This is a genomic window from Streptomyces sp. NPDC096205 (assembly GCF_044763135.1).
Taxonomy (GTDB): Bacteria; Actinomycetota; Actinomycetes; order Streptomycetales; family Streptomycetaceae; genus Streptomyces.
Genome location: NZ_JBIWFS010000009.1, coordinates 369711 through 381150, shown reverse-complemented (window position 1 = coordinate 381150; position 11440 = coordinate 369711). Strand labels below are relative to the sequence as shown.

Annotated in this window: 10 protein-coding genes; 5 read left to right on the top strand and 5 right to left on the bottom strand. The window is 71.0% G+C overall.

The window, feature by feature from the left end; all coding sequences use genetic code 11:
* Positions 1-88: 88 nt before the first annotated feature.
* Positions 89-4381, bottom strand: a complete 4293-nt coding sequence (locus tag ACIQ6Y_RS31380; protein WP_404044001.1) for a LamG-like jellyroll fold domain-containing protein — start codon at positions 4379-4381, stop codon at positions 89-91.
* A 146-nt stretch (positions 4382-4527) separates the two neighbouring features.
* Entirely contained in the window at positions 4528-4974 is a 447-nt protein-coding gene (locus tag ACIQ6Y_RS31375) for a hypothetical protein (protein ID WP_404043999.1), read from the bottom strand.
* A 114-nt stretch (positions 4975-5088) separates the two neighbouring features.
* Here ACIQ6Y_RS31375 and ACIQ6Y_RS31370 point away from each other — a divergent pair, with 114 nt between their 5' ends.
* Both ACIQ6Y_RS31370 and ACIQ6Y_RS31365 read left to right on the top strand, forming a co-directional pair.
* A complete protein-coding gene (locus ACIQ6Y_RS31370; protein ID WP_404043997.1) occupies positions 5089-6006 on the top strand; it encodes a Scr1 family TA system antitoxin-like transcriptional regulator in 918 nt (305 codons plus the stop codon).
* Positions 5963-6097, top strand: coding sequence for a DUF397 domain-containing protein (locus tag ACIQ6Y_RS31365; RefSeq protein ID WP_404043995.1), 135 nt, complete (start codon positions 5963-5965; stop codon positions 6095-6097). The genes ACIQ6Y_RS31370 and ACIQ6Y_RS31365 overlap by 44 nt, the downstream gene beginning before the upstream one ends.
* On the opposite strand, the gene ACIQ6Y_RS31360 is transcribed toward ACIQ6Y_RS31365, so the two are convergent.
* Positions 6077-6400: an ArsR/SmtB family transcription factor gene (locus tag ACIQ6Y_RS31360; RefSeq protein ID WP_404043993.1), complete on the bottom strand. Its 324-nt coding sequence runs from the start codon at positions 6398-6400 to the stop codon at positions 6077-6079. The genes ACIQ6Y_RS31365 and ACIQ6Y_RS31360 overlap by 21 nt on opposite strands.
* 118 nt (positions 6401-6518) lie before the next feature.
* Here ACIQ6Y_RS31360 and ACIQ6Y_RS31355 point away from each other — a divergent pair, with 118 nt between their 5' ends.
* Positions 6519-7514 carry a zinc-binding alcohol dehydrogenase family protein gene (locus ACIQ6Y_RS31355; RefSeq protein WP_404043991.1) on the top strand — a complete coding sequence of 332 codons (996 nt, stop codon included), beginning with the start codon at positions 6519-6521 and terminating at the stop codon, positions 7512-7514.
* A 9-nt stretch (positions 7515-7523) separates the two neighbouring features.
* Here ACIQ6Y_RS31355 and ACIQ6Y_RS31350 read toward each other — a convergent pair whose 3' ends face one another.
* Positions 7524-9416 (bottom strand): protein kinase, encoded by a 1893-nt coding sequence (locus ACIQ6Y_RS31350; RefSeq protein ID WP_404043989.1) that lies wholly within the window; start codon positions 9414-9416, stop codon positions 7524-7526.
* The gene (locus tag ACIQ6Y_RS31345; protein ID WP_404043987.1) at positions 9413-9991 is read right to left on the bottom strand and encodes a hypothetical protein; all 579 of its coding nucleotides are present in this window, start codon (positions 9989-9991) and stop codon (positions 9413-9415) included. Before ACIQ6Y_RS31345 ends, ACIQ6Y_RS31350 begins: the two co-directional genes overlap by 4 nt.
* An 89-nt stretch (positions 9992-10080) precedes the next feature.
* Between ACIQ6Y_RS31345 and ACIQ6Y_RS31340 the strand changes: the two genes are divergently transcribed.
* Both ACIQ6Y_RS31340 and ACIQ6Y_RS31335 read left to right on the top strand, forming a co-directional pair.
* Entirely contained in the window at positions 10081-10683 is a 603-nt protein-coding gene (locus ACIQ6Y_RS31340) for a TetR/AcrR family transcriptional regulator (RefSeq protein ID WP_404043985.1), read from the top strand.
* A 79-nt stretch (positions 10684-10762) separates the two neighbouring features.
* Positions 10763-11374 carry a hypothetical protein gene (locus tag ACIQ6Y_RS31335; RefSeq protein ID WP_404043983.1) on the top strand — a complete coding sequence of 204 codons (612 nt, stop codon included), beginning with the start codon at positions 10763-10765 and terminating at the stop codon, positions 11372-11374.
* Positions 11375-11440 lie beyond the last annotated feature (66 nt).

Below are 11440 nucleotides of genomic sequence, written 5' to 3'. Positions count from 1 at the left end.
GCGCGCTCTGCCATACATGTGATTGCTCGTTTCCTCATCAAGGGGGCGCCCGGGGCCTGTCCGGCCCCGAGCGCCCCTGTTGCACACGTCAGTCGCCGGGAACCCGAGTGGGTACGTCGAACCAGCTGACCGACAGCTTCTCGATCTGCGCGTCCGTGAGCGCGCCCTGGAAGGTCCACACGTCGTCGACCAGGCCCGGGAAGTACGAGCCGGCCTTCGTGCCGGTGCCGGACCGGCCGATCTGCAGGGAGGTGGCCTTGAACGCGAGCGTGTTCTCCGCCCACGGCACCACGTCCTCGCAGCCGGCCACGTCGGCCTCGCCGTCACCGTCGGCGTCGGCGCACGCGATCTCGGCGAGCCCGCCGTTCACATACAGCCGGGCCTGCTTGGCGAAGCCGTCGTAGACCAGGGCGAGATGGTTCCACTGACGCGCGTCGTAGAACTCGCCGTTGTCGGCCTGCACCACCGTGGCGTCGGTGGTGTCCGAGTCGGCGACCGCCAGCTGCCAGCGGCCGGGGCTGCCCTCCGGGTTGGTGGCGTCGGGCACGAACTTCACGGTGAACGCGGAGCGGGTCGCCCCTTCGGCGCTCGCCAGGGTCACCGCCCCGGACGGCATCGTCGATGCCTGCGCCCACGCGGTCAGCGTGAAGCTGCCCGAGGTGTCCACCGGCAGCTTCGCGGCGGACGCGTAGGCGGTGGTGCCGTTCAGCTCCATCGCGCCGAAGTCGATGAACCCGAAGTCCGACTTCACCGCGCCGCCGTTCAGGGTGAGCGGGTTGGTGGTGCTCACCGCGTCCGGGGTGGTGACCGGAGCGGTCCCGGCGGTCGACTCGAACTGCCAGCGGCTCTTGACCAGCGGACGCTGCTTGAACAGCTGGTACACCTCGTCGCCCGACACCGCGCGGTCGAAGAACCGCACGTCGTCGATCTGCCCGGTGAAGAACGAGGCCGCGGCGCCGTCGAACTGGCTCGCGCCGATCTGCACCGCTCCGCCCGCGTACCAGTTGGCGGTCATCTCCGTGGAGCCCGCCAGCGAGCCGTTGACGTACAGCAGCAGCTTGTCGGCCACCGTGTCCTGTACGCCGACCAGATGCGCCCACTCACCGGCCGCGGCGGTCTTGCCCTCGGCCTGCATGGCGCGGATCGGGGTGCCGGCCGTGGAGTCCTCCGAGTACTGGTTGAACACCCAGCGGTCGTAGCCGCTGGAGTAGTACAGCTCGAAGCCCGGCCGGTGCGTGCCGACCTGCGTGGCGATGACACCGGCGTGGCTGGGCTTGGTCGAGGGCAGCTTGGCCCACGCCGACACCGCGAAGCTGCGCTGGTTGTTCAGCAGCGGCCGGTTGGTGGTGGCGTAGTCGTTCGTGCCGTCCAGGGACAGCGCCTTGCCGGCCACGCCCTCGGCGCCCGCGGTCGCGCCGCCCACGTACGAGGCGTCGAGCACCTCGGGCCTGCCGGTCAGCTCGGTCGCGCCCGGCTGCTCGTCCATCGCGAAGACCATCCGGGCCGGACGCCCGACGACCAGCGAGGCCTTGGTGCCCAGCTGCGTCACCTCGGTCTGCGACAGCGGCTTGTCGAAGATCTGCACCTCGTCGATGTCACCCGGGAAGAACGAGCCGGGCTGACCGCTGTAGGAGCCCGCGCCGATCTGCAGACCGCGCCGTGCGTCCCAGGGGGTGGCGTAGGTGGTCGTGCCGACCAGCGTGCCGTCGACGTACAGCTTCAGCTCGTCGCTGCCCGAGCTGTACGTGCCCACCAGGTGCGTCCACTTGCCGACGGTGGCGCCGCCCGCGGAGGCGGGCATCACCCGCACCGGGGTCGCGGAGGCGGAGTCGGAGGTGTACTGGTTGAACGCCCACCGGTCGTAGACCTTGGAGTAGTACAGCTCGAAGCCGGGGGAGTGGTTGCCGGGCTGGGCCGCGATGATCGCCGCAGTGCTCGGCGCCTGGGTCAGCTTCGCCCACGCCGACACCGAGAACGAGCCGTCCGTGGCGATCGTGGGGATGTCCGTACGGGCGTAGTCGTCCACGCCGTCGAAATGCACGGCCGTGCCCTTGGCACCCGCCGCGCCGGGCGTCGGCCCGCCGTACAGCGTGGCCGGGCGGTCCTTGGCGGTGGCGGTCGCCTTGGTCGCGCCCGCCTCCTCGTCGAGGTCCCATTGGCCGCGCTCGGGCTGACCGGACTTCACCCGGAACTGGTAGGTGCGGATCTCGCTGCCGTTGCCGGCCGCGTCGAAGGCCTGCGCGGTCACGAACTTCAGACCGGGCTCGTCCGGCAGCACCTTGGCGATCTGCGCCGCACCGCCGCTGGTCACCAGCGTGTTCTTGGAGCTGGGGTCGGCGTTGACGCCGTAGTAGTACTTGACCACGTCGGTCTCGACGGAGTCGATCGTGAACGAGCCGTACTTGCCGACGCCGTCGTACCACGGGTCCGCGGGGTCCTCCGTGTTGGACTCGGGGTACTCGCCCGAGGTCACCGAGGGGGCCTTCGGCACGTTGGTGTCGTAGACGAAGTAGCAGCCCGTCGCGTCACCGGCGTACGACCACGGCGAGTAGTTGCCATCGCCCTGGCTGTCGGTGTCGCGCACCCGCACGTACCAGTGGACCTGCTTGTTCGGCGTGATCGAGGTCGGCAGGCTGACGGTGAAGCTGGAGCCGGAGTCCTTGTACTTGGTCAGCCCCGGCGTCCAGCGGGCGATGAGGCCCTTGCCGTCGCCCGAGTCCCACTTGGCCTGGAACTGCACGGCCACGTCGTCGCCGTCGGGGTCGGTGATGTTCTTGGCGGTCACCTTGCCGAGCGTGCGCACCCGCGCCGGGCTCGTGTACTTCTTGCAGGTGCCGCCGTACTCCATGGTGAGCTGCGACATCTTCACCTGCGGCGGCGGGCGGTTGTACTTCACCCGCAGGAACGCCTTGTCGGAGAACCGCTTCCAGGCGTACGCGTCCGTCTCGCTGGCCGCCCGCAGACCGAACGTCATCGACGGGTCCTTGGCGGTGGCGGCCGCCTGCACCGCGGACTTCACGTTGAACTCGGCGTCGGCCGCGGAGCAGCCCGAGTAGCCGTACGCGAACGAGTCGGAGGCGAGCTGCTTGTTCCAGAACCCGGACGCGCTCTGCGAGTTCCAGGTCGTCTGGTCCGTGATGGGATCGGTGTCCCACAGCTCGACCGTGCGGTCCGAGCAGGAGGCCGACCAGGTGTTGCGGACCACGAACTCGGCGGACAGGATCGTCTTGCCCGCGAAGGCCGAGGTCGGGATGCGGTAGAAGAGGCGCTTGGTGTCGTACGGCTGGCAGTACGACCAGCCGCAGTAGCCCAGGCCCGCGTCCGAGTCGCCGTTGAACTTCCACTGCGGGGAACCGGCCCAGTACTTGGAGGCCATGGTCCACGCGGAGGCGCGCGGCGAGTACCACTGCGGGTCGATGAACACCGGGTACCGCGTGTCGGCGCCCTTCAGGACGGCCGGGTCCGGGGTGAGGACCAGTTCCTTGTCACCGGCGGGCAGGTCCACGCCGACCGGGGCGACCCGGCCGGAGTCGGCGGCGCCGGGCTCGTCGGCCGGGGGACCGGCGAGGCCGCGGGCCTTGGCGCTCAGGGCAGCCTTGGGGGCCGAGCCGGACCTGCCGGGGCTGGAGTCCCACATGACCGGCTTGGGCGCCTCGAAGACGGTGCCGTCGGTGCCGTCGGCGACGGCCCGGAGCCCGCCCTTGGCGTTCTCCTTCACCGCCAGGCCGTCCGCCTTCAGCTTCAGGCGCAGCTCCGCCAGCTTCGGGTTCTTCGCGGCCTCGGCCGACTTGACCACGAGCAGCTGGGTGAAGCCGTCCTCCTGCGCGGTCAGGCGCAGGTCGACACCCGGCAGGACCTCCGGGTAGGTGGCCGTCGCGCCCGACAGCTCCGGCTCGGGCAGCGCGGTGGGCCACGACAGGCTCATCGTCTTCCCGGCACGCTCCATGCGCACCAGCGGGTCGGCCGACCCGCCACCGGAGAACGCCAGATCGACCGTGGTGGCCCGGGGCGCGACCATTCCGCCCGTGGCGGGGGCGAGTTCGGTGTCGACCCGCTTCCACGCGCCGCCGTCCCGCGTCCAGGTCGGCCGCAGGTACTCCCTGGCCTCCAAGTCGCCGTCGGGGGTGGCGAACACCTCGGTGGTCTCACCCCGCAGGGCGAGCACCTCCACCTTGTCGCCGGTCTTCCTGGCCTTCGCCAGCGCCTGCGCCTCGGTGGCCGCGGGGGTTCCGTCAGCGGCCTTCACCGTGTCGGTGGCAGGGGCTGCTGTCTGGGCCATGGCGACGCCGGTCCCGGGGACCAGGCCGACGGCCAGTGTCACTCCGAGCAGCGTGCCAACTGCTCTGCTGCGGCCGCGCAATCGGGCCGATATACCTGTCATAGCTCACTCACGACGTATTCACACTTGCGACGAGTACGTAACGACGTGAGTGATCGCCAAGTCAATTCCAAGTTGCCGCATTGTGAGGTCAAGATTCGGCAAAGTGGGTGGCGCGGGCCGGTAATTGGTGTTTTGTCAGGGCGTGCTCAGCCCTGGCGCTCCAGCACGGCGTAGTCCATGAAGCCGCGGCGGTACCGGGTGTGCCGGGTCTCCTGCGTGTGGCGTCTCTGCCATTCCTCCACATCCGCCGGGTGTGCACACAACCCCGACGTGGCCCCGCAGTCCGCCTCGTCGCCCGACACGCACCGGGCCTCGTACTCCGGCTGCGCGGAGGCGTCCTGGACGATCGAGTACGGCACGTACCGGAAGACGCGGCGACCGGTGCCGGTGGACCTCTCGTTCGCCGCCCGGAGGCCGGCGGCTAGCCGCTCCTCCGTTGTGGCGGCCCGGATCCGCACGGGATCGGCCTCCCACTCGCGGCCTCCGCCGACGGGCCGCAGCAGCACGTAGGGGCCGACCTTGGCCTGAAGTGTGCCGACCTTGCGCGTCCGGGGGTCGTAGACGAGTGCCCCCGACTCCAAGTGCTCTTGCATGTCCGACTCCGAGCATCTTCCGTGACTCTGGGTATACCGAGCGTCGCCCACGGGTACGGTCTGCATCAACGCTCCACGCGTGCCACCGGGTCGCTGTCACGGAGGGGTCGGCCTGTGACCAGTAACGCCGTGCTGTTCGGAGAACTCCTGCGCCACTTCCGCGAGTCCGCGCTCCTCACTCAGGAGGCGCTGGCCCGCGAGATCCCTTGCGACCGGTCGTACGTGGCCCGTGTCGAAGCGGGGGCGCGGGTTCCGCAACATGCGTTTGCAAAGAAGTGTGACGAAGTCCTGGGCAGCGGTGGGGCGTTGGGGAGGCTGTGGGGGAGGGTCGACTGGTATCCGCAGGTGGAGCATCCGGATTGGTTCGAGCGCAGGGCGCAGATGGACGCGGAAGCCACCGCCGTGCGGGCGTACCAGACGCAGGTGATTCCTGGCTTGTTACAGACGGCCGACTATGCGCGGGCGCTGTTCTCCCGGCGCCTCACGGACGTCGATGAGGTGGAGGATCGCGTGCGGGCGCGTCTGAGTCGACAGCAGCGCTTCCTCGCGGAGGACGGACCGCTCTACCTGGCGGTGCTGGACGAGAGCTGCCTGCGTCACGTGGTGGGCGGCCCGGAGGTCATGCGCGGTCAGTGCGCCCACCTGCTGGAGGTCGGACGTCTGCCCAACATCCGTGTCCAGGTGTTCCCTTCGTACTGCTCGGACGTCGACCGTCCCGACACCTCGCTGTCGCTGATCACGATGCCCAAAGGGGAGCAGTGGGTGTACTCGGAGTCGCTGGAGAGGGGGCACCTCATCAACGATCCAGCCGTCTACGCGCGCCACGAGCGGACCTATGATGTGCTCAGGGCGGATGTCCTCTCAGCCCCCCAATCCGCCGCTCTTATCAGCGACTTGATGGAAGGGTACGGCCACCATGGACAAGGGCCTGTTGAGTGTGGCGACCTGGATCAAGAGCAGCTACAGCGGGGCCAACGGCGGCGACTGCGTGGAGGTCGCCCCCGGGTTCGGGTCCGTCGTCCCCGTGCGTGACAGCAAGAGTGGCCCCGACGGGCCGGTCCTTCTGATCGGCCACTCCGCCTGGGGTGCGTTCACCGGAGGGCTAGTCCTCGCGCAGGACTAGGTCCAGGAGCCCGGGGAAGCGGGCGTTGAACTCCGTGCGGCGGAGGCGGTTGACCCGGCGGGGCCCCTCGTCGCGCTGCTCGACCAGGCCCGCGCCGCGCAGGACCGTGAAGTGGTGGCTCAGGGCCGCCTTGCCGACGGGGACGTCGAAGCTGCCGCAGGCGCGGGACCACTCGGCCGAGGAGGCGAGTTCCCGTACGAGGGTGAGCCGTACCGGGTCGGCCAGGGCCGCGAGCGCGGTGAGGACGGGGACGTCGTCGGGATGGGTGTGTTCCGGTGCGGCCCGGTGACTCTGCTGTGCCATGCCCTGCCCTGCCCTTCTGGCATCGTGCGCGGCGGTCGTCTTGCGGAGTGTTCGATGAAAACCATACAGTCTCGAGTGTTCGCTTTTCGTTGAACACCTCGAAGGGGTGTGGTCTGTCATGCGTACGGTGGAGTTCCACGAGACCGGCGGTCCCGAGGTCCTCGTCACGGCCGAGCGGGAGATCCCCGAGCCCGGCCCCGGCGAGGTCGCCGTCGACGTCGCCTACGCCGGGGTGAACTTCGCCGACGTGCTGGCCCGCGCCGAGGGCTACCGCGTCGAGAACCTGCCGTACGTCCCCGGCCTGGAGGTCTCGGGACGGGTCCGCGCCCTCGGCGAGGGCGTGACGGGCCTGGCCGTCGGCCAGGAGGTGACGGCCCTGACCGAGGGCGGCGCCTACGCCGAGGTGGCCGTCGTGCAGGCGGCGACCGTCTTCCCGGTGCCCGAGGGCCTCGACCTGCGCACGGCGGCGGCGCTGCCGACCGTCCTGCCGACGGCGTACGCCCTGATCCACCAGGTGGGCCGGCTCCAGCCGGGCGAGACGGTCCTGGTGCACAGCGCGGCGGGCGGGGTCGGCACGGTCGCGGGCCAGCTGGCGAAGGCGGCGGGTGCGGGGCGCGTGCTGGGCACGGTGTCGTCGGAGGCGAAGGCCGCCCACGCCCTGGCCCACGGCTACGACGACGTCCTGGTTGGTGACTTCGAGCGGGACGGCGGCCTGGAGAAGGCGGTCCGCGCCGCGACCGACGACCGAGGAGCCGACCTGGTCCTGGACGCGGTGGGCGGCGAGACCTTCCGCGCCTCTCTCGCCTCCCTGGCCCCCTTCGGCCGCCTGATCAACTTCGGCAACGCCGGCGGCGGAGCGCCCTGGAGCGTCACCCGCGCCGACCTCAACCCCCTGGGCGCCACGGTCGCCGGCTTCTCCATCCTCACCCTCGCCGCCACCGCCCCGTCACGCCTGCGCGCCCTCGCCGAGCAGGCCTTCGCCACGGCGGCGGACGGGACGGTCTCGATCCCCGTCACCGCCGAGTTCGACCTCACCGACGCCGCCGAGGCCCACCGCCTCATGGGCGCCCGCACCAGCACCGGCAAGCTCCTGCTGCGGGTGAACCCCGCCTGACGCGGGGCCTCACTGCGCCGACCAGCTCTGCGACGCCTCCCCCCGGCAGGTCGAGGTGACCACGTCCGTCTGCCCCATCCCCAGGTCCAGACAGCCCCCGTTGGAGACGCTGACCAGGCTGCCGCCGGAGCCGCTGCGCCAGACCTGCGAGGACGAGCCGTCGCAGGTGCCGACGAAGACGGCCTGGCCCAGCATGTTGGCGTACAGGCAGCCGCCGGACTGCTGGTTGACCAGCCGGAAGCCGCCGGAAGTGCTCTGCACGGTCCAGTACGTGGCCGAGCCGGAGCACTCGCCGTGGCTCGCCGAGCCGTAGACCTGGCTCAGGCACACGCCGGTGTCGCCGTTGCGGTAGCGGTGGGTGCCGGAGGTGGAGGGTGGCGGGGCCTGGGTGGTGGGGGCTCGGGTGGGGGTGTCCGAGCCGGTGCTTTCCCCGGTGGTCCCGGTCGAGCCCGTGGAGCCAGTCGAGCCCGTGGAGCCCGTGGAGCCGGTCGTGCCGTCGCCCGAGCCGGTACCCGAGCCGCTACCCGTGCCCGTATCCGTCCCCGCGCCCGAGCTGCCGCCGATCGAGGTGCCTCCCGCACCCGTCCCGCCCTTGTCGCCCTCGCCCGGCCGCTCCTTGCCGGCCGGCGACGCGGAGGCCCGCTTGCCCGGCCGGGCGCGGTCCGAGGCGGAGGCGGACACGGAAGGGGAGCCGGCACCGCCGGACCCGGACACCGTCACGCCCGGGTCGGCCGCCCGCGTGTCGTCGCCCTTGTCGCCGTCCGGCGAGAAGGCGTACGGCAGCAGCTGCACGGCCACGGTCGCGGCGGCCGTCACGACCACGGGCACGACGGCGAGGAACACGCGCGTACGCCGACGCCGCTCGCGAGGGGCGACCCCCTTCGCGACCCCCTTCGCGGCCCCCTCCGAGGCCTCCTTCGCGGCCCCCGTCCCCCCGGCCTCCTCCTCGGCGGTCTCCGGGACGAGGACCTCCTCCGGCACCTTCCCCGCGAACGCCGCCCTCTGAGCCAGCACCTCCACGACCGGCGCGGGCCACACCCCCGACGCCCCGCCGGACGGCACATGCGGCGCGGCCAGTTCCACCAGCTCGGCGGCGGTCGGCCGGCCCTCCGGGTCCTTGTCCAGGCAGGACGCGACGACCTCGGCCAGCTCGGGATCGACGGCCCGCAGCGGAGCCAGATCGGGGGCCTCGTGCACGATCCGGTACAGCACCGCGTGCCCGGACTCCTCGCCGAAGGGCGGACGCCCGCTCGCGGCGAACGCGACGACGGAGGCGAGCGCGAAGACGTCCACCGCCCCGGTCAAGCCCCGTGCACCCGAAGCCTGTTCGGGTGACATGTAGGCCGGTGTGCCGACGACCATCCCGGTCCGGGTCAGCTGGCTCTGCTCGGCCGCCCGCGCCACGCCGAAGTCGATGAGGGTGACCCCGTCGAGGGTGAGCATGGCGTTGGACGGCTTGAGGTCACGGTGGACCATGTCCCGCTCGTGCACCCGCGCCAGCGCGGACGCCGCCTCGTGCAGCAGCAGCCACAGCGCACCGGCCGGCAGCGGACCACCGTAGGACTGGACGCATTCGTGGAGGGTCAGCCCGGGCACGTACGCCGTGGCGAACCACGGCGGGCGCGCCTCGCGGTCACCGGCCAGCAGCGGCGCGGTGGTGCCGGCGGGCAGCCGGGCGAGATTGTCGAGTTCGTGTCCGAAGCGGCGGACGAAGTCCTTGTCCTCGCCGACGACGGAGGGCAGCAGCTGCTTGACGGCGGCGTAACGCCCGTCGTGGACGCCCAGGTACACCCGGCCCATACCGCCCGAGCCGAGCCGCCCGAGCAGCGGGACCGGTCCGATGCGCCGCGGGTCGTCGTCCTGGAGCGGCTCGGCCCCGCTGCCCGTCAGGTCGTGGGTCATCGTGCGTAGGCCCCCAGGCCGATCAGGCAGTACACGTACTCGTTGATGGTCGTGCCGTTGAGCGTGTAGCGGTAGTTGTAGGCGTACTCGGTGCGCGGGTTGCTCTGGCAGCGGGTCATGTCGGAGGTGAAGGGGATCGTCTCGATCACCTGGTAGTGCGCGTCGGACGCCGAGCAGTCGACCTCGTCGACGCTGACCTCCTGCGCGGTGGTGGAGTCGGGCAGCTGACCGTTGAGGCAGGTGCCGGCGGTGTAGGGGTCGGGCTCCTCGGACTCGGTGGGCTCGGAGCCGTAGTCACCGCTGTCGTAGGGATCCTCGGTCTCGTAAGGATCGTCGGTCTCGTACGGGTCCTCGGTCTCGTACGGATCACTCGTGTACGGGTCCGGCGTCTCGGTCGACGGGTCGTACGGATCGTAGGTGTCGTACGGCGATGAAGTGACCGACGAGTCCGCCGAGTTGTCGCTGTCGTCGTCGTTCGCCTGACTGAACAGCCCGACGCCGAGCACAATGGCGCCGATGACCGCGACGACGGCCAAGCACCCGCCGGGCCGCGGCTGTTGAGGATTCTGAGACATACGGGCCAGTCTGGATCACAGCGGCCCAACCTTGGAGACCTTTTCTAGAAATTCACTTCAGAAACTGGCCGTGATCTACGCTGCACTGCATGAGCCCCAAGCAACAACGCGGTGAGGCCACGGTCGAACTGCTCCTGGACGCGGCGCTGCGTGTCTACGCCGAGTCCGGCGAGCAGGGCCTCACCGTCAGCGCGATCACCAAGACGAGCGGCGTCAGCCTCGGCAGCCTGTACCACCACTTCGGCAGCATCGACGGGCTGATCAACGCGCTCACCCAGCGCTGGCTGGGCCGGCTGCTGACCGAGCTGGCCGGGGCTCTCGCGCACACCCGCACCGCCCGCTCCGGCATCCGCGCCGTCACCCGCACGTATCTGGCCTTCATCCAGGAGCACCGCACGGCCTCCCTGCTCCTGCACTCCTCGCGCGCCGACCAGCAGGGCATGGCCCGCGGCCAGGAACTGCGCGACAACCAGGAGGCCCGTATCTCGGCCTTCGCCGTCTGGATCCAGCACCACATCGACTCCGGCGAACTCGCCCCCCTCCCGCAGCCCCTCGTCGAGTCCCTCGTCCTCGGCCCCATCGTCGCCACGGCCCGCCGCTGGCTCTCCGGCATCGAGGACATGTCCCTGGACGAGGCGGCGAAGATCCTGCCGGACCGCATCTACAGATCGGTCGCCGCCGAGCCGAAGTGACGGCAGAGGCCGGCCGGTCCGCACAACGTTTCGCCCCCGTCCCGCGTCACAGTCCCGAAGGCAACGGACGGAGAGGCCCATGGACTATCGCACCCTCGCAGCAGGCACCGCCGCCGCGGCGGCCGTCGTGGCGCTCGCGCTGTACGTCGACGCGAACGAGAAGGGGAGCGGGAGGGGGAACGAGAAGGGGCGGACCTACGTCGACACGGCCGGCTCGTCGCGGGACAGGACGTGTGAGGGGGAGCGGCCCGGCTCCGGTGTCGACGAGGAGGGCACCGACGACACCCCGCTGAACCGCACCATCGCGCGGATCGACGAGCTGGCCGCCGGCCGGCATGCCGCGGTGTTCACCGGGCTGGCCGTCGACGAGGAGCGGGACGCCGCCGATGTGTGGCGGATTCCGTCCGCGGCCTTCGACGCCGCCGTCTGCGGCCTCGCCGAGAAGGGAGTCACCCTCCGGCTCCACGACACCGACGCCAGCCGGGCCGAGCTGGACGCCCTCGCCGACCGGATCGGGGAGGACATGAACCGCTGGAACGGCACCTTCCAGCTGAGGGAGGTCGGGGTCGACGAGCACGGGTACGTCAGTGTCGGCGTCGACGACCCCGAGGTCGCCCGGCCGCTCATCGAGGACGCGTTCGGCGACGAGCACATCAGGGTCGAGCACGTGGAGCAGGCGACCCTCGACTGACCAGCGCCCATCGACGGGCCCGATGCCCCCATCGGAAGGACGCCCCAGCAGCGCGTGGACCGGCAC

Coding starts and splice junctions, on each gene's coding strand:
- ACIQ6Y_RS31380 (WP_404044001.1), bottom strand. CDS start 4,381: ATGACAGGTATATCGGCCCGATTGCGCGGCCGCAGCAGAGCAGTTGGC.
- ACIQ6Y_RS31375 (WP_404043999.1), bottom strand. CDS start 4,974: ATGCAAGAGCACTTGGAGTCGGGGGCACTCGTCTACGACCCCCGGACG.
- ACIQ6Y_RS31360 (WP_404043993.1), bottom strand. CDS start 6,400: ATGGCACAGCAGAGTCACCGGGCCGCACCGGAACACACCCATCCCGAC.
- ACIQ6Y_RS31355 (WP_404043991.1), top strand. CDS start 6,519: ATGCGTACGGTGGAGTTCCACGAGACCGGCGGTCCCGAGGTCCTCGTC.
- ACIQ6Y_RS31350 (WP_404043989.1), bottom strand. CDS start 9,416: ATGACCCACGACCTGACGGGCAGCGGGGCCGAGCCGCTCCAGGACGAC.
- ACIQ6Y_RS31345 (WP_404043987.1), bottom strand. CDS start 9,991: ATGTCTCAGAATCCTCAACAGCCGCGGCCCGGCGGGTGCTTGGCCGTC.
- ACIQ6Y_RS31340 (WP_404043985.1), top strand. CDS start 10,081: ATGAGCCCCAAGCAACAACGCGGTGAGGCCACGGTCGAACTGCTCCTG.
- ACIQ6Y_RS31335 (WP_404043983.1), top strand. CDS start 10,763: ATGGACTATCGCACCCTCGCAGCAGGCACCGCCGCCGCGGCGGCCGTC.